Origin of the sequence: Pantoea sp. (assembly GCF_032114055.1) — a bacterium.
Taxonomy (GTDB): Bacteria; Pseudomonadota; Gammaproteobacteria; order Enterobacterales; family Enterobacteriaceae; genus Pantoea.
This window is the reverse complement of record NZ_DAMCTB010000011.1, coordinates 18,890-36,609: the sequence shown is the minus strand read 5'-3', so window position 1 is coordinate 36,609 and position 17,720 is coordinate 18,890. Positions and strand designations below refer to the sequence as shown.

General features: G+C 57.8%; 15 protein-coding genes. 5 read left to right on the top strand and 10 right to left on the bottom strand.

What is annotated here, in order from left to right; translation table 11 throughout:
- Nucleotides 1-198 precede the first annotated feature (198 nt).
- A complete protein-coding gene (gene emrD / locus RT657_RS16505) occupies nucleotides 199-1,392 on the top strand; it encodes a multidrug efflux MFS transporter EmrD (protein ID WP_313655763.1) in 1,194 nt (397 codons plus the stop codon).
- On the opposite strand, the gene glpX is transcribed toward emrD, so the two are convergent.
- The 3 genes from glpX to RT657_RS16490 all read right to left on the bottom strand — a co-directional run bounded on the left by glpX (nucleotide 1,382) and on the right by RT657_RS16490 (nucleotide 4,884).
- Nucleotides 1,382-2,392, bottom strand: a complete 1,011-nt coding sequence (gene glpX, locus RT657_RS16500; protein WP_313655762.1) for a class II fructose-bisphosphatase — start codon at nucleotides 2,390-2,392, stop codon at nucleotides 1,382-1,384. The two genes, emrD and glpX, sit on opposite strands and share 11 nt — an antisense overlap.
- Before the next feature lie 95 nt (nucleotides 2,393-2,487).
- Nucleotides 2,488-4,002 (bottom strand): glycerol kinase GlpK, encoded by a 1,515-nt coding sequence (glpK, locus tag RT657_RS16495; protein WP_313655761.1) that lies wholly within the window; start codon nucleotides 4,000-4,002, stop codon nucleotides 2,488-2,490.
- Nucleotides 4,003-4,032: 30 nt separating this feature from the next.
- Entirely contained in the window at nucleotides 4,033-4,884 is an 852-nt protein-coding gene (locus tag RT657_RS16490) for an MIP/aquaporin family protein (protein WP_313655759.1), read from the bottom strand.
- A gap of 405 nt (nucleotides 4,885-5,289) precedes the next feature.
- Here RT657_RS16490 and zapB point away from each other — a divergent pair, with 405 nt between their 5' ends.
- On the top strand, nucleotides 5,290-5,529 hold the full coding sequence (gene zapB, locus RT657_RS16485) for a cell division protein ZapB (protein WP_003851242.1): 240 nt from the start codon (nucleotides 5,290-5,292) through the stop codon (nucleotides 5,527-5,529).
- Between the two features lie 53 nt (nucleotides 5,530-5,582).
- Here the strand turns inward: zapB and rraA are convergent, their stop codons facing one another.
- From rraA to priA, 6 genes are all read right to left on the bottom strand, one after another.
- The gene (gene rraA / locus RT657_RS16480; RefSeq protein WP_313655757.1) at nucleotides 5,583-6,068 is read right to left on the bottom strand and encodes a ribonuclease E activity regulator RraA; all 486 of its coding nucleotides are present in this window, start codon (nucleotides 6,066-6,068) and stop codon (nucleotides 5,583-5,585) included.
- 157 nt (nucleotides 6,069-6,225) lie between these two features.
- Entirely contained in the window at nucleotides 6,226-7,563 is a 1,338-nt protein-coding gene (gene hslU, locus RT657_RS16475) for an HslU--HslV peptidase ATPase subunit (RefSeq protein WP_313655754.1), read from the bottom strand.
- 10 nt (nucleotides 7,564-7,573) lie between these two features.
- Entirely contained in the window at nucleotides 7,574-8,104 is a 531-nt protein-coding gene (gene hslV, locus RT657_RS16470) for an ATP-dependent protease subunit HslV (RefSeq protein WP_313655753.1), read from the bottom strand.
- Nucleotides 8,105-8,192: 88 nt separating this feature from the next.
- Nucleotides 8,193-9,194 (bottom strand): cell division protein FtsN, encoded by a 1,002-nt coding sequence (gene ftsN, locus RT657_RS16465; RefSeq protein WP_313655751.1) that lies wholly within the window; start codon nucleotides 9,192-9,194, stop codon nucleotides 8,193-8,195.
- A gap of 152 nt (nucleotides 9,195-9,346) precedes the next feature.
- On the bottom strand, nucleotides 9,347-10,384 hold the full coding sequence (gene cytR, locus RT657_RS16460) for a DNA-binding transcriptional regulator CytR (protein WP_313655748.1): 1,038 nt from the start codon (nucleotides 10,382-10,384) through the stop codon (nucleotides 9,347-9,349).
- Between the two features lie 164 nt (nucleotides 10,385-10,548).
- Nucleotides 10,549-12,744: a primosomal protein N' gene (gene priA / locus RT657_RS16455; RefSeq protein ID WP_313655745.1), complete on the bottom strand. Its 2,196-nt coding sequence runs from the start codon at nucleotides 12,742-12,744 to the stop codon at nucleotides 10,549-10,551.
- Nucleotides 12,745-12,970: 226 nt separating this feature from the next.
- Between priA and rpmE the strand changes: the two genes are divergently transcribed.
- A complete protein-coding gene (gene rpmE / locus RT657_RS16450) occupies nucleotides 12,971-13,186 on the top strand; it encodes a 50S ribosomal protein L31 (RefSeq protein WP_313655743.1) in 216 nt (71 codons plus the stop codon).
- Nucleotides 13,187-13,460: 274 nt separating this feature from the next.
- Here rpmE and metJ read toward each other — a convergent pair whose 3' ends face one another.
- A complete protein-coding gene (metJ, locus tag RT657_RS16445; RefSeq protein WP_009088019.1) occupies nucleotides 13,461-13,778 on the bottom strand; it encodes a met regulon transcriptional regulator MetJ in 318 nt (105 codons plus the stop codon).
- 273 nt (nucleotides 13,779-14,051) lie between these two features.
- On the opposite strand from metJ, the gene metB reads away from it, so the two are divergent.
- Nucleotides 14,052-15,212: a cystathionine gamma-synthase gene (gene metB, locus RT657_RS16440; RefSeq protein ID WP_313655741.1), complete on the top strand. Its 1,161-nt coding sequence runs from the start codon at nucleotides 14,052-14,054 to the stop codon at nucleotides 15,210-15,212.
- Nucleotides 15,213-15,214: 2 nt separating this feature from the next.
- Nucleotides 15,215-17,650, top strand: coding sequence for a bifunctional aspartate kinase/homoserine dehydrogenase II (locus RT657_RS16435; protein ID WP_313655738.1), 2,436 nt, complete (start codon nucleotides 15,215-15,217; stop codon nucleotides 17,648-17,650).
- Nucleotides 17,651-17,720: the final 70 nt, after the last annotated feature.

The window sequence follows — 17,720 nt, the reverse complement described above, 5'->3', positions numbered from 1 at the left end:
ACCGGTAAAGGCTCTAATCGTCAAACTGTTCCCCTCTCTTTACAGGCTGGCGCATAAACTTGACAGCTGCAAGCCTGGCCCTTTTTGCCCGCCTCTCGCTTTGTCACGCAATCCTGATATTTTGCCCGCCATAATCTGGTGTTCAGCGGGTGAACCGCTGCTTTAACCTCCTTTCACAGAAAGATATTTTGCAGAATCATGATTAGTAAACTGGAAAATCGCCCGCTGCTGGTGATGCTCATTGTGCTGGTGGCGGTCGGGCAGATGGCTCAGACAATCTACGTCCCGGCGATGTCGGTGATGGCGGATGCCCTGAATGTGCGGGATGGCGCGCTGCAGCGTGTAATGGCCGCCTATCTGATGACTTATGGTGGATCTCAGCTGATCTACGGTCCGCTGTCGGACAGCGTCGGGCGGCGCCCGGTGATCCTGACGGGCATGACGGTCTTTATGATCGGCGCACTTACCGCGCTGATGGCGACCTCGCTCGATATGCTGGTGTTCGGCAGCGCGATACAGGGGCTGGGAACCGGCGTCGCGGGCGTGATGGCGCGCACGATGCCACGCGATCTCTATGAGGGCCATGCGCTGCGCCGCGCCAACAGCCTGCTGAATATGGGCATTCTGGTCAGCCCGCTGCTGGCACCGGTTATTGGCGTGTTGCTGACCCAGCTCTTTGGCTGGCATGCCTGTTTTGCTTTCCTGCTGCTGCTCTGTCTGACCGTCACCGGCGCGATGGCGCGCTGGCTGCCGGAAACCCGGCCACAGAGCGGGGAAGTCACGCCTTTCTTCAGGCGCTACGCTCGCCTGCTCAGCGATATAAATTTCGTCCGCTATATTGTGCTGCTGATTGGTGCACTGGCCGGGATTGCCGTCTTCGAGTCGAGTTGTGGCGTACTGCTGGGCGGCGTACTCGGCCTGCCCAGCCTGACCGTCAGCATCCTGTTTATTCTGCCGATTCCGGCGGCGTTCTTTGGTGCCTGGTTCGTCGGGCGTGAGCAGGGGTCGTGGCACAGCCTGATGTGGTGGGGCGTGAACAGCTGCCTGCTGGCGGGCATCCTGATGTGGATCCCGGCGTGGTTCGGCATCATGAATATCTGGACGCTGCTGGTGCCTGCGGCGCTATTCTTCTTTGGCGCCGGGATGCTGTTCCCGCTGGCGACCTCCGGTGCGATGGAACCTTATGCCTGGCTGGCGGGAAGTGCAGGCGCGCTGATTGGCGGAATGCAGAATCTGGGATCGGGCCTTGTGGCCTGGCTCTCTGCCCTGATGCCGCAGCGCGATCAGTTCAGCCTGGGTATGCTGATGTTCTTTACCGCGCTGGTGATGCTGCTCTGCTGGTTGCCGCTCTCCCGTCAGCCGGCGCGCGGCAACCAGCCGGTTACAGGATAAACGGATGGAGCGCCGGATCTTTACGGTCGAGATAATGAATCGACTGGATGCGGCGGATGGTACGTGATTTACCGCGGATCAGCAGGGTTTCGCTGGTGGCGATATTGCCCTGACGCGTGATGCCTTTCAGCAGCTCGCCACTGGTAATGCCGGTGGCGGCAAACACCACATTGTCATTGCGCGCCATTTCACTCAGCGTCAGTTTTTTACCCGCTTCGATGCCCATCTCTGCACAGCGCTGCAGCTCCTGCTCACCGAGCAGGCGGTTTTCGGCGCTGTCGCCCTTCACATGATGTCGCGCCAGCAACCGGCCCTGCATATCTCCGTCCAGCGCGCGGATCACCGCCGCAGAGACCACACCTTCCGGCGCACCGCCGATGCCATACATCACATCCACTTCGCTGTCCGGCATGCAGGTCAGAATCGAGGCGGCGACATCACCATCCGGGAAGGTAAACACGCGCACGCCGAGCTGTTGCAGCTGGCCGATCACCGCGTCATGGCGGGGCTTCGCCAGAATCGAGACGGTGAGCTGCGACAGCGGCTTGTTCATCGCGATCGCAATATTGCGCAGGTTGGTTTCCAGAGGCTGGTCGAGGTCAATCGCGCCGCGTGCCGCCGGGCCCACAATCAGTTTTTCCATGTACATATCGGGGGCGTGCAGGAAGCTGCCCCTGTCGCCCACGGCCATTACGGCCAGCGCATTCGCCTGACCCAGTGCCGTCATGCGGGTGCCTTCGATTGGATCGACTGCGATATCGACCGCGTCGCCGCGACCCGTACCGACTTTTTCACCGATATAGAGCATCGGCGCCTCGTCGATCTCGCCTTCACCGATCACAATCTGACCGTCGATTTCAATGGAGTTCAGGACATGACGCATGGCATGGACAGCCGCGCCATCGGCCGCATTTTTGTCGCCGCGTCCTAACCAGTGATAACCTGCCAGGGCGGCAGCTTCGGTTACGCGGGAAAATTCAATGGCAAGTTCTCGTTTCATGGCATCTACCTGACAAAAAACAGGCAGGCAGTGTAACACAGCGGGGCGGTGGGGCGGGGAAAGGCCCGCGACGAACGTCGCCGCGGGCCCTGATATTACTCCTGCTCTTCCCAGGCCTGAGCGCGGGCAACCGCTTTTTTCCAGCCGGCATAGCGGAAGTTACGCTCGGTGGTTTCCAGGCTTGGACGGAACTCGCGCTCGATAACGGCTTTCGCGCGCACTTCATCCAGATCCTGCCAGAAGCCCACGGCCAGACCGGCCAGATAAGCAGAACCCAGCGCGGTGACTTCACGGACTTCCGGGCGTTCAACGCGGGTGCCAAGGATGTCAGCCTGGAACTGCATCAGGAAGTTGTTGGAGACCGCACCGCCATCCACACGCAGCGCCTGCAGGCGGGTGTTGGCATCGTTCTGCATCGCTTCCAGTACGTCACGCGTCTGATAGGCGATGGACTCCAGCGTCGCACGGATAATGTGGTTAGAGTTAGCACCACGGGTCAGGCCGAAGATTGCGCCACGGGCATAGGGGTCCCAGTAGGGCGCGCCCAGACCGGTAAACGCCGGTACCATATAGACGCCGTTGGTATCTTTAACCTTCATCGCGAAGTATTCAGAGTCAGCGGCTTCGCTGATCAGCTTCATCTCATCGCGCAGCCACTGAATAGAGGCACCGCCGATAAACACCGCGCCTTCCAGCGCATAGTTCACTTCACCGCGCGGGCCACAGGCGATGGTGGTCAGCAGGCCATGTGTGGAGGTTACCGCTTCAGTCCCGGTGTTCATCAGCATAAAGCAGCCGGTGCCGTAGGTGTTTTTCGCCATGCCAGGCTGGACGCAGAGCTGGCCATACAGTGCGGCCTGCTGGTCACCGGCGATACCGGCGATAGGAATACGGGTACCGCCTTTACCACCGATGTTGGTCTGACCGTAAACTTCCGAAGAGGACTTCACTTCCGGCAGCATTTCACGCGGGATATCCAGGATTTCCAGCATACGCTGATCCCACTCCAGCTTGTGAATGTTGAACATCATGGTACGTGAGGCGTTGGTATAGTCGGTGATATGTACACGGCCCTGCGTCATTTTCCAGACCAGCCAGGTATCGACGGTGCCGAACAGCAGCTCGCCACGTTTTGCACGCTCACGCGCACCCTCAACGTGATCCAGAATCCACTTCACTTTGGTGCCGGAGAAGTAGGGGTTAATCACCAGGCCGGTGGTGTGCTGGATATACTCTTCCAGCCCCTCTTTCTTCAGTTTGTTGCAGTAGTCTGCGGTACGCGGATCCTGCCAGACGATAGCGTTATAGATTGGCTTACCGGTCTCTTTTTCCCAGACAATCGCGGTTTCACGCTGGTTGGTGATACCGATGGCGGCAATCTCATCAGAGCGGATGTCGGCATGTGCCAGCACTTCTACCAGCGTCGAACTTTGTGACGCCCAGATATCCATCGGGTCATGCTCAACCCAGCCCGCTTTCGGGTAGATCTGGGTAAATTCGCGCTGCGATACCGCGACGATATTGGAGTCATGATCGAGGATCACGGCGCGTGAACTGGTCGTACCCTGATCGAGCGCGACAATATACTTTTTATCTGTTGTGGTAGTCATAAATTCAGTCCTGATGATAAAAGGTGAAACTTACGCTTTACGCTGCTGAGCACGTGCAACGGGTTTTTCTGCCGGGGCGTTTGCAGGTGCCGCAACACCTGGCAGGTAGCGACCAATCAGCGTGCGATATCCCACAGCTCCCAGGCAGGCTCCGACCAGCGGGCCAAAAACAGGGACCAGGAAGTAAGGAATATCTTTACCACCGGTGAACGCCACGTTACCCCAGCCTGCGATAAAGGCGAACAGCTTTGGTCCGAAATCACGCGCCGGGTTCAGGGCGAAGCCGGTCAGCGGACCCATTGAGCCACCGATAACAGCAACCAGCAGGCCAATCAGCAGCGGCGCCATCGGGCCACGCGGAACGCCGTTGCCATCGTCGGTCAGCGCCATAATCACCGCCATCAGTACAGCGGTGATGACCATTTCGACCAGGAATGCCTGACCGACGCTGATGTGTGGGTTAGGGTAGGTAGAGAAGATGCCCGCCAGGTCCAGACTCTGAACGGTGCCGCGCACCATCTGATGACTCTGCTCGTAATCGAAAAAGAGGCTGTAGTAAAGACCATAAACCAGCGCGGCCGCGCAGAATGCACCCGCGACCTGCGCCAGAATATAGGGCAGGACTTTACGGCCGTCGAAGCTGGCGAACAGGCAGAGCGCGACGGTTACGGCAGGGTTCAGGTGCGCGCCCGACACGCCTGCAGTAAGATACACAGCCATTGAGACGGCTAAGCCCCAGATAATGCAGATTTCCCACTGACCGAAAGCGGCACCGGCGAGTTTCAGAGCAGCCACACAGCCTGCGCCAAAGAAGATTATCAAGCCGGTCCCCAGAAATTCGGCAATACACTGACCTTTGAGCGTGTTAGTTGTCTGACTCATAATAGTGGTTCCTGAAGCGAGGTTAAATTTTATCAGTTTTTGTTCTCAGTCCATGAGTCACCCAGCTTTGATGTAGGGCTGATGTGAATTTATCGTTAACGAACATAAACGAGAAATAGCGAAATCATTTTTTGTGTACTGTGTCATAAAAATGCGCGATTTCGCGTATTCTGGCTTTCTTTAACCACAATTCGCGCCCTGGCGCGGCAGGATCGGGCCGCTGCCAGCAGGCCACCATCACGAGCAACGCCCGGATTCAGGGATTGACTGAAAAGTGTTACAGACTGCGCTCGCGGTGGCCACGTTGCTGGACTTGCGGGGTGAGGCTACATACAATCGGGACAACGTTGCTGGCTTAAGCTGGCATCATCAACGCCTTGCAGGAATTTAGGAGAGGTCAGAACGATGTCATTTGAAGTGTTTGAGAAACTGGAAGCGAAAGTACAGCAGGCGATTGATACCATCACCCTGTTGCAGATGGAAATCGAAGAGCTGAAAGAGCAGAACAACTCACTGCGTAACGATGCGCAACAGGTCGCGGGCAACCACGATGCGCTGATGCGTGAAAATCAGCACCTGAAAGAAGAACAGCATGTGTGGCAGGAACGTCTGCGTGCCCTGCTGGGAAAAATGGAAGAGGTTTGAAGCCTCAGCTGACGTGAAAAACGGGTGCTCTGGCACCCGTTTTCATTTCTGCACTATTCAATATCCAGCGCATCTTCTGACAGAATGATACCGGTATTGTCAGCATAAAGATGGTCGCCGGAGAAGAAGGTGACGCCGCCGAAATTGACGCGCACATCGCTTTCGCCAATTCCTTCACCCGCTGCGCCAGCCGGGATCGCCGCAATGGCCTGAATGCCAATTTCCAGCTCTTCCAGCTCATCAACCTGGCGGACTGAACCGTACACGACCAGGCCTTCCCACGCGTTGGCCACCGCCAGACGCGCCAGCTGCGCATCCACCAGCGCCCGACGAACGGAGCCGCCGCCATCGATGACCAGCACCCGACCCCGGCCGTTTTCTTCCAGCAGGTCATAAAGTAAGCCGTTGTCTTCAAAGCATTTCACTGTGGTAATCTGACCACCGAATGAAGTGCGCCCACCGAAGTTTGAAAAAAGCGGTTCAACAACATTCACTTCTTCATGGTAGATATCGCAGAGTTCAGATGTATCGTATTTCATAAGGGTTTCGTCTGTTTGCCACAGGAAAGGTAAGTATATCGCTATATGCAGATTGTTGGCAAAATCATCAGTGTGAAAAAAGCATCGTTCGATCAAGAACATGCATAAAAAAGCCCAGCCGGGTGGGCTGGGCTTCTGAAAGGCACGAATCGGTGAATCAGAGAATAAAGCGGCTCAGGTCTTCGTCGGCGACCAGGACATCCAGATGCTTGCCGACATATTCCGCATCGATGGTCACAGACTCGCCGGAACGATCGCTGGCGTCATAAGAAATATCTTCCATCAGACGCTCCAGCACAGTATGCAGACGACGCGCACCGATATTTTCGGTGGTTTCGTTGACCTGCCAGGCGGCTTCCGCGATACGACGAATCCCCTCTTCGGTAAACTCAATGTTCACGCCTTCAGTGTTCATCAGCGCCTTGTACTGCACGGTAATCGACGCATTTGGTTCGGTCAGAATACGCTGGAAATCGTTAACGGTCAGCGCCTGCAGCTCAACGCGAATCGGCAGACGACCCTGCAGTTCCGGGATCAGATCGGAAGGGCTGGCCACCTGGAACGCACCAGAGGCGATAAACAGGATGTGGTCCGTTTTCACCATGCCGTGCTTGGTAGAAACGGTGCAGCCTTCAACCAGCGGCAGCAGGTCGCGCTGCACACCCTCGCGTGAAACATCCGGACCGCCTGAATTCTGGCCGCCGCGCTTACAGATTTTGTCGATCTCATCGATAAACACGATACCGTGCTGCTCGACAGCCTCAATGGCGTCCTGTTTAAGCTCATCCGGATTAACCAGTTTTGCCGCTTCTTCTTCAATCAGCAGCTTCATCGCTTCTTTGATCTTCAGCTTGCGGGCTTTCTGCTTCTGACCACCCAGATTCTGGAACATTGACTGCAGCTGACTGGTCATCTCTTCCATGCCCGGAGGGGCCATAATTTCGACACCCGGCCCGCTGGCTGCCAGATCAATCTCAATCTCTTTGTCATCCAGCTGGCCTTCGCGCAGCTTCTTACGGAATGACTGACGCGCCGCAGAGGGCTCTGCGCTCTGTTCTGACTGGCCCCAGTTGTTTTTAGCCGGCGGAATCAGCACATCCAGAATACGCTCTTCGGCCATCTCTTCAGCGCGGTATTTGTTCTTCTCAATCGCCTGACTGCGTACCATCTTAATGGCCGAATCGGTCAGATCACGAATGATGGAGTCCACTTCCTTACCGACATAACCTACTTCGGTAAACTTGGTCGCCTCAACCTTGATGAATGGCGCATTGGCCAGCTTCGCCAGACGACGGGCGATTTCGGTTTTACCGACACCGGTCGGGCCGATCATCAGGATATTTTTAGGGGTCACTTCGTGGCGCAGCTCTTCGTCGAGCTGCATGCGGCGCCAGCGGTTACGCAGTGCGATAGCCACGGCGCGCTTGGCGCTGTCCTGGCCGATGATAAAACGGTTCAGTTCGCTGACGATTTCGCGTGGAGTCATCTCAGACATATTTATACCCTTACGCCTTGGACGTTAATTCTTCGAAATTAACGTTGTGGTTTGTGTAGATGCAGATATCACCCGCGATGTTCAGCGACTTCTCAACGATGTCGCGTGCGCCCAGTTCGGTATTCTCCAGCAGCGCGCGTGCCGCTGACTGAGCGAAAGGTCCACCGGAGCCGATGGCGATCAGATCGTTTTCAGGCTGGATGACGTCACCGTTGCCGCTGATGATCAGTGACGCTGACTCATCCGCGACGGCCAGCAAGGCCTCAAGGCGACGCAGCATACGGTCGGTACGCCAGTCTTTGGCCAGTTCCACCGCCGCTTTGACCAGATGGCCCTGATGCATTTCCAGCTTACGCTCAAACAGTTCAAACAGGGTGAAGGCGTCTGCGGTGCCGCCAGCAAAACCGGCAATCACCTTATCGTTGTATAAACGACGCACTTTTTTGACGTTGCCTTTCATCACGGTATTGCCGAGCGTAGCCTGGCCATCACCGCCAATCACTACCTGGCCGTTGCGTCGTACACTTACTATTGTTGTCACGGGCAGACCCCTTGTTGCAGTCGGAAAAGGACTCCGCGCACCGGGCGCGGAGTATCATGCAACAGATATGGGGCGGGTTTGACGGGTTTCAACCCCCGATGGAGAGTGGAATGCAGCCGTTGTGTCCGGAACTGCGCAGGCGCTTCAGGGTGCTGTCGGCCGAGGCGCGATCTTTATAAGGACCGATAACGACGCGGTTCCAGCCGCCACCGGTGGTAATCCGGCTTTCAAAGCCTTCAAAGGCTAAGCCGGCACGGACCGATTCAGCCTGATCGGTGCCTTTAAACGAACCACACTGCACCATCCAGCGCTGCGAAGAGGCTTTTTCAGCCGGTTTCGCTTTTGCGGTTTCCTGCGGTTTTGACTGCACCTCCGGTTCACGCGTAATCGGTGCGGCCTGCTGCGTCTGGCGCTGTACGTTTTGCTGCTGCTGTTGCTGCTGGCGTTGCTGTATCTGCTGCTGTTGCTGGCGCAGTTGTTGTTGCTGCAACTGCTGCTGACGCTGCTGCTGTTGCAGGGCCTGCTGCTGGCGTTGCTGTTGCTGCTGAGCCTGCTGCTGCTGGCGTTGCTGTTGCTGCTGAACCTGTTGCTGCTGACGTTGCAGTTGCTGCAGCTGCTGCTGATGCTGCAGCGTCTGCTGGCGTTGCGCTGGCGTCTGTTCGTTCCACGGCACTTCGTTAAGCTGGGTCGGCTGCTGACGCATATCAGCCTGCATCTGCTCCAGCAGCTGGCGCTGCTCATCGGTCAGCTGCGTCTGCGACTTCACTTCGCCACCCGAAGAGGGCTCGATCGGGGTCGGCACGGTAATCTGACGATTTTCCAGCTCTTTAATATATTTCCAGCGCTCTTCTGGCTTCGGCGGTAAGCCATTGCCGTTGGCTTTATGATCCGTAATGACCGGCACGTCCTCTTTCTTATGGTGTGCCAGGAACCATAAACCACCGGCAAAGGTCACCAGCACTGCGACCGCCAGTACAATCATCAGCTTAGAGATGCCTGAACCGCCTTTACTCTTCTTGCCACGGCTGGGGCTTTTTTTGCGACGCGTCCCTGTTGAACGCCCGCGGCCTACATAATCTTTTTGTGCCACTCTCGTTCTTATACCCTTCAAAAATAGTGCCTGATGGGCGAAATAGTGATGCTTACGCGCCCGGCAAGGAGTCCGTCATGTTACTTAAGGGTCAGAACTTTGACCAGCAGTGTTCGCCTTAAGAATCTACTGAAAAAATCAGACAAATACGCTTATTTTTCACGCTTTTTTGCACGCGCCGTACTGCCCCGAATGGTTAAACCGGCATCCAGCAGCCTTGAGCCGCCCGTTACCCGTTTGCCATTCAGCTCATCCAGCAGCAGAAGCATCGCTTCCCGGCCAATCTGGTAGCGCGGCTGCGTCACCGTCGTGAGCGGCGGCTCGCAGTAACGGGAGAGCTCAATATCGTCGAATCCGACCACGGAGAGATCCTCCGGTATCCTCAGCCCGCAACGTCTGGCCTGAGTCATCGCCCCAAGCGCCATAATATCGCTATGGCAGAACAGCGCGCGCGGAGGTTGTGGCAGCGTCATCAGCTGATTCATGGCGGCCACTCCCGCTTCAAACGTAAAATCGCCGCGAACAATACAGGTAGGATCGACCGTCAGCCCGCTGCGGCGCATCGCCTGCACGTACCCCTGTAAACGATACTGGCAGAGCGGCATCTCCTGCGGCCCGGCGATACAGGCGATCTGCGTGTGGCCCAACTGTAGCAGATGATTCACTGCTTCGAAGGCGGCGGTCAGGTTATCGATGTGAACCGTAGGCAGAGACATCTCTGGTGCGAACTCGTTCGCCATCACCATCGGCGGCAGATTGCGCTGCTCATCAATGCTGGCGTCAAAGGGCAGCTGTGAACCGAGCAGCACCATGCCATCGATCTGACGCGTAACCATCAGATTGAGAAAGGTTCTCTCCTGTTGATTCTGATGAGCGCAGTCGCCAATCAGTACCAGATAACCCTCTTCGGCTGCGGCAACTTCCACGCCACGGATAATTTCGCTGAAAAAAGGATCACAGATGTCCGGGACGATGACCAGAATAGTTCGCGTTTCGTTACGCCGTGCGTTGCGCGCCGGGCCGGGCGCCGAATAGCCGACGGCAGCAACGGCCTGTTCGACCTTCTGGCGGGTGGCCGCAGAGACTTTCTCCGGATTCATCAGCGCACGCGATACGGTGGCGGTTGAGACACCTGCATGTTCCGCGACATCCTTCATCGTGGCGGCGGGCGGTTGTTGATTCTGCTCCAACACATGCTCCTGACGCGTTATGGCGCGTTCGATTCTGTTTTTGCCTGACATAAAAGCAAACCGGGCAACATTGTTAACGATTGCCCGGCCGGTTGTTACTTAATTTGCATAAAAATTGTGACTTAAGCGACAATTTTCGATCCCGCTCGCAGCGTAAGAAAAAATCAGCTTTCCGTTGGGTCGATATCCAGCGTCCATTTCACCTTACGGGCGGCGGGCAGCGTGGAAACCAGCGGCAACGAACTGCTCAGTAACTGCTGCAGACGCTGGCGGGAGGGGTGCTGTAAGAGGAGCTGCCAGCGCCAGCGCCCGCTACGTTTGGGCTGCAGCGCCGGCAGAGGGCCCATAAACCACATCGCCTTATCATTCAGCGGGCTGGCCTCAAGCAGGTTACGAAGCTGCTGCAGAAACTCTGCTGCCTGCTGATTATCCATATCTTCGGCGCGGAACAGCGCATGGCGGCTCCAGGGCGGCAGATGAACCGCCTGCCGCTCCCGTAACGCCTGCTGCGCAAACGCCGGATAGCCCTGATGCAGCAGCGTCTGCAGTAGCGGATGCTCAGGATGGTGTGTCTGCAGCAGCACTTCCCCCTGTTTGCCTGCCCGGCCCGCCCGGCCGGCAACCTGCGTATAGAGCTGGGCAAAGCGTTCTGCCGCCCGAAAGTCGGCGGAGAACAGCGCACCGTCGACATCCAGCAGCGACACCAGCGTGACATCGGGGAAGTGGTGGCCCTTGGCCAGCATCTGGGTGCCGACCAGGATGCGTGCGCCTCCCCGGTGGACGTCGGCCAGATGCTGCTCAAGTGCGCCTTTGCGGCTGGTGGTATCGCGATCGATCCGCGATACCGGCACGCCGGGAAAGAGCGTGCCAAGCTGCTGCTCCAGCTGCTCCGTACCCACGCCAACCGGCAGTAAATGGGTCGAACCGCACTGCGGGCATTGATTGGGCAGCGGACGCTGGCTGTCACAATGATGGCAGCGCAGCTGGCGGTGATGCTGATGCAGCGTGTAGTAGCGGTCACAGCGGGTACACTCGGCAATCCAGCCGCAGTCATGGCAGAGCAGGGCGGGCGAAAAGCCCCGGCGGTTGAGAAACAGCAGCACCTGGTTGTCGGCCTGCAGGTGCTGACGCATTTTAGCGATCAGGCCGGGTGCCAGGCCGCCGATCAGCTGTACGCCCTTTAAATCGATAAGCTGTTGCAGCGCCGGTCGGGCGTTGCCGGCACGTTTGGTCAGGTCGAGCTGGCGATATTTGCCGCTGCGAACGTTGTGCAGCGTCTCCAGCGCCGGCGTCGCGGAGCCCATGACGATTGGGATATTCTCTTCATGTGCGCGGAAGACGGCTAAATCGCGCGCCTGATAGCGCCAGCCCTCCTGCTGTTTGTAAGAGCTGTCATGCTCTTCATCAATAATAATGACGCCGGGACGCGCCAGCGGGGTAAACAGTGCCGAGCGGGTGCCAATGACAATCGCCGTTTCGCCACGTCGCGCACGCAACCAGACGGCCAGCCGTTCGCTGTCATTCAGGGCGGAGTGCAGCACATCAATGGGGGCATCGAAACGTTCGCGAAAGCGGGCGATAGTCTGCGGGGTCAGGCCAATCTCAGGCACCAGCACCAGCGCCTGTTTACCGCGCGCCAGCACATTCTCCAGTACGCTGAGGTAAACCTCGGTTTTGCCGGAACCGGTAATGCCCGCCAGTAGCCAGGCCGCATAGTTTTCATCATCGGCCCGAATGGCGCCAACGGCCATCGCCTGATCGGTGTTCAGGCGCAGGCGTTCGCCTTTCACCGCATAGGTCGACCGCCAGTCGTGCAGTTCCGGCTGATGCTCATGCAGCTCGCATAACCCTTTTGCGCGCAATGCCTGCAGGGTCGCATCAGTCAGATCGTGATCGCTGATCTGATGACGATAGAGCGGTTGCTGACGCAGTGCCGCCAGTGCCTGTTGCTGTTTGGGCGCCCGCTTCAGGCTCTCTGGCGCAGTCGCCCGGCCCAACTCGGTGATTTCCCAGCGCCATAACGGCGTGTCCTGCGCCGCTTTTCCCTGACGCAGCAGCACCGGAATCGCGTGGCTCAGGACTTCGCCCTGCGGCGAGTGATAGTAGCTGGCAGCCCAGTTCAGGATGCGCCATAGCGAGGGTGGAAAGAGCGACTCGCTATCCAGCACCTCAATAACCCGCTTAAGCTGCGCGTCCGGCAGATCGCTGCTGTCGCGAAAGGCGACCACAATGCCGATCATTTTGCGATTGCCAAAGGGCACACTCACGCGGCCGCCAATGACCGGCTGCGCGCCCTGCGGCGGCAGATAATCAAACAGGCGGGGCAAGGGGACGGGCAGGGCAACCTGAACGACGGGCATAACTCTCTCTTTCCGGCTCAATCATCGGGGAAGCTAGTGTACACGCTGTACCCTGCTGGCGGGTATCTCAGCATAGATTTGCAGCAATCAAAACTTATCTGTATAATATGCGGCCTTCGGTGAGAAAGTTCTGGCCGGAGCATACACTTTTACGTTCAACCGCGTGTGGTGCTGTGCAGGTTAACGCCTGGCACGGAGAGCGACACGGCCTTTTATGAGGTTTCCCATGAAACAAGGTATTCACCCGAAATACGAAGCAGTGACTATCAAATGTACCTGCGGTAACGAGATCCACACCCGTTCTACTCTGAATCACGAACTGAACCTGGACGTTTGTGGCAAATGCCACCCGTTCTATACCGGTAAGCAGCGTGAAGTGGCAACTGGTGGCCGTGTTGACCGCTTTAACAAGCGTTTCAGCGTGCCAGGCGCTAAAAAATAAGATTAAAAGGCACCTGAACCTGCGGGTTCGGCGGCAAGAAAAACCCAGCTTCGGCTGGGTTTTTTTATGTCTGTATAATGGCGATAGCCCCATTCCGGCAGCCACGATGGACTGAGCATCACCAGACCAGCGGTCAGTCTGCCTTTCTGACTCTTTTTTTAACGTTTAAGCAGAGCGAACCAGGCGGCAGAGCGGCGATGAGCAGAACAGGAAAGCGGCCCCCTGAGCGGAGCCGGCTTCTCTGAAAGGGGTGGCGCGAAAAGAGCCCGACGAATTAATACTCCCAGGTATCCGGGTCGACGCCCATCTGGCGCATGATCGCTTTTGCCTCTTCCGGAATTTCGTCGCTGCGCTCTTTACGCAGGTCGACATCATCAGGCAGCGGCTGACCCGTGAAAGCATGTAAAAAAGCTTCGCAAAGCAGTTCGCTGTTGGTCGCGTGACGCAGATTGTTCACCTGACGACGGGTACGCTCATCCGTTAAAATCTTCAGCACGCTCAAGGGGATAGAGACCGTTATCTTCTTGACCTGCTCGCTTTTCTTACCGTGCTCAGCGTACGGGCTGATATATTCGCCGTTCCATTCAGCCATGGGTTACCTTAATTAATAAACGTTAAATGTGAGGAAATCAGCGGATTATGCCTGATTTTTTTCTGCCTGACCCCTGATATGGCGGGTTTTCTTCGCTCACAACCTCCGCTGCACAGAGAGGAGTGCCAGGCGATGACGCATAATTTTAGCGGTTATTGCTATTTTGCTCAATCTATACGCAAAGACATTTAGATGTCCAGATGTATTGACGTCTAATTAGGGGGTGATATCCTGTACGCTACATTTTCTTCACTCTTCAGGAACAATTCACTCATGACGCGTAAACCGGCAACCATCGCAGTACGCAGCGGTCTGAATGATGACGAGCAGTATGGCTGCGTTGTCCCGCCCATCCACCTCTCGACCACCTATAACTTCCTGGACTTCAATGAGCCGCGCGCGCATGACTACTCCCGTCGCGGTAACCCGACGCGTGATGTTGTTCAGCGCACGCTGGCGGAACTGGAAGGGGGAGCGGGTGCGGTATTAACCAATACCGGGATGTCAGCGATTCATCTGGTGAGTACTGTGTTCCTGAAGCCTGGCGATCTGCTGGTGGCACCACACGACTGCTACGGTGGCAGCTATCGGCTGTTTGACAGCCTGAGCAAACGCGGCGCCTATCGGGTGAAATTTGTCGATCAGGGTGACCCGGTGGCACTGCAGGCGGCACTGGATGAAAAACCCGCGCTGGTGCTGATTGAAAGCCCCAGCAACCCGCTGCTGCGCGTGGTCGATATCAGCGGAATCTGCGCAGCGGCACGCGCGGCGGGCGCCATCAGCGTCGTGGACAATACGTTTATGAGCCCGGCCCTGCAGAACCCGCTGGCGCTGGGTGCTGACCTGGTCATTCACTCCTGCACCAAATACCTGAATGGTCACTCTGATGTGGTCGCCGGTGCGGTGATTGCCCGCGATCCTCAGCACGCGACCGATCTGGCCTGGTGGGCAAACAATATCGGCGTGACCGGTGCGGCATTTGACAGTTATCTGCTGCTGCGCGGGATTCGTACACTCGCACCACGCATTGCGGCGGCGCAACGAAATGCCCTCGCGATTGTGGCATACCTGCAGCAGCAGAAGCTGGTGAAAAAGTTATATCATCCTTCGCTGCCGGAAAACGCCGGACACGAATATGCCGTCCGTCAGCAGCGCGGCTTTGGCGCCATGCTGAGTTTTGAGGTCGAGGGCGATGAGGCGCTGCTGCGCCGCTTCCTGAAAGCGCTGCGGCTGTTTACACTGGCCGAATCGCTGGGTGGCGTAGAGAGCCTGATCTCCCATACCGCCACCATGACGCACGCAGGCATGTCAGCAGAAGCACGCGCAGCAGCAGGGATTTCCGATACGCTGCTGCGGGTTTCTGTCGGCATCGAAGATCACGAAGATTTAATAGCCGATCTGGATAATGCATTCCGGATCGCAGCCGAGGGTTAAGCATGATGATTTCAGCAGGCGCGGGAACGCCAGATAGCCGGCAGTTGCATAAGTTTGGCGGTAGCAGCCTGGCAGATGCACGCTGCTATCAGCGCGTTGCCAGCATTATGGCGGACTACAGCCAGCCGGGCGACCTGATGGTGGTTTCCGCAGCCGGCTCGACCACCAACCAGCTGATTAGCTGGCTGAAGCTGAGTCAGAGCGACAGGCTCTCTGCGCACCAGGTGCAACAGGCATTACGGCGTTACCAGAGCGAACTGATTAGTGCGCTTCTGCCTGCTGACGTTGCAGAACCGTTGATCGGCGCGTTTGTTCGCGATCTGGAAAAGCTGGCCGCCCTGCTGGATGCGCCGATCACCGATGCGGTGTATGCCGAAGTGGTCGGGCATGGTGAAATCTGGTCAGCGCGCCTGATGTCTGCGGTGCTGAGTCAGCGCGATCTGCAGGCCTGCTGGCTGGATGCGCGCGAGTTTCTGCGGGCTGAACGTGCTGCGCAGCCGCAGGTAGATGAGGGAAAATCCTGGCCACTGCTGCAGACGTTGCTGGCGCAGCATCCGCACAAGCGCATTGTGGTCACCGGGTTTATCAGTCGCAACGACGCCGGTGAAACGGTGCTGCTGGGCCGCAACGGTTCCGACTATTCCGCCACGCAGATTGGTGCGCTGGCAGGTGTCGGCCGTGTCACGATCTGGAGCGACGTGGCAGGCGTCTACAGCGCCGACCCCCGCAAAGTGTCGGATGCCTGCCTGCTGCCACTGTTAAGGCTGGATGAAGCCAGTGAGCTGGCGCGTCTGGCCGCTCCGGTGCTGCACACCCGCACGCTGCAGCCGGTATCCGGCAGCGATATTGACCTCCAGCTGCGCTGCAGTTATCAGCCGGAGCAGGGTTCTACCCGCATCGAACGCGTACTGGCCTCCGGGACGGGGGCGCGGATCGTGACCAGCCATGATGATGTCTGTCTGATCGAGATTCAGCTCCCGGAGCAGCATGATTTCGCCATTCTGCATAAAGAGATCGACCTGCTGCTGAAGCGCGCGCAGCTGCGTCCGCTGGCGTTTGGCGTACATCCGGATCGTCAGCTTCTGCAACTCTGCTACACCTCCGAAGTGGTCAACAGCGCCTTTACGCTGCTGCAGGACGCGGGTTTACCCGGGCATCTGCAGCTGCGCGACGGCCTGGCGCTGGTGGCGCTGGTTGGTGCAGGCGTTACCCGCAATCCGCTGCATACCCATCGCTTCTGGCAGCAGTTAAAAGATCAGCCGATTGAGTTCATCTGGCAGTCAGAAGAGCACATCAGCGTAGTGGCGGTGCTGCGCGTCGGGCCGACCCAGCATCTGATCCAGGGACTGCATCAGTCGCTGTTCCGTGCTGAAAAGCGCATCGGCCTGATGCTGTTTGGCAAAGGCAACATCGGTTCGCGCTGGCTGGAGCTGTTTGCCCGCGAGCAGGAGACACTGTCAGCGCGTACCGGCTTTGAGTTTCTGCTGGCGGGGGTGGCGGATAGCCGTCGTAGCCTGCTGAGTTATGACGGGCTGGATGCCAGCCGGGCGCTCGCCTTCTTTGATGATGAGGCGGTGGAGCGCGATGAGGAGTCGTTGTTCCTCTGGATGCGCGCCCATCCGTTTGATGACCTGGTCGTGCTGGATGTCACCGCCAGCACCCCGCTGGCGCAGCAATATCTCGACTTCGCCAGTCACGGCTTCCATGTGATCAGTGCCAACAAGGTCGCGGGTGCCGCGGACAGTCAGACATGGCGACAGATCCGTGATGCCTTTACCAAAACCGGGCGGCACTGGCTCTACAACGCGACAGTGGGCGCGGGTCTGCCGATCAACTACACCGTGCGCGATCTGCGGGACAGCGGCGATACCATTCTGGCGATCAGCGGGATCTTCTCCGGAACGCTCTCCTGGCTGTTCCTGCAGTTCGACGGCACCGTACCCTTTACCGAGCTGGTGGACCAGGCGTGGCAGCAGGGATTAACCGAGCCCGATCCGCGCGCCGACCTTTCGGGTCAGGATGTGATGCGCAAACTGGTGATCCTGGCGCGTGAGGCGGGCTACAACATTGAGCCGGATCAGGTGCGGGTAGAGTCGCTGGTGCCGGACAACTGTCAGCAGGGATCGGTTGACCACTTCTTCGAAAACGGCGAAGAGCTGAACGAACAGATGCTGCAGCGACTGGAAGCCGCACAGGAGATGGATCTGGTGCTGCGTTACGTCGCCCGCTTTGACGCCAACGGCAAGGCGCGGGTGGGTATCGAAGCGGTTCGTCCGGAGCATCCACTGGCGTCACTGCTGCCGTGCGATAACGTCTTCGCCATCGAGAGCCGCTGGTATCGGGATAACCCACTGGTGATCCGCGGGCCGGGCGCAGGCCGGGATGTTACCGCTGGCGCTATCCAGTCAGATATTAATCGCCTCGCCCAACTGCTGTAATTCCTCCTCACAGGCGCTTCGGCGCCTGTTTTCAATACGTTACCTCTGCCCTCATCGGCCGCCTCTATGC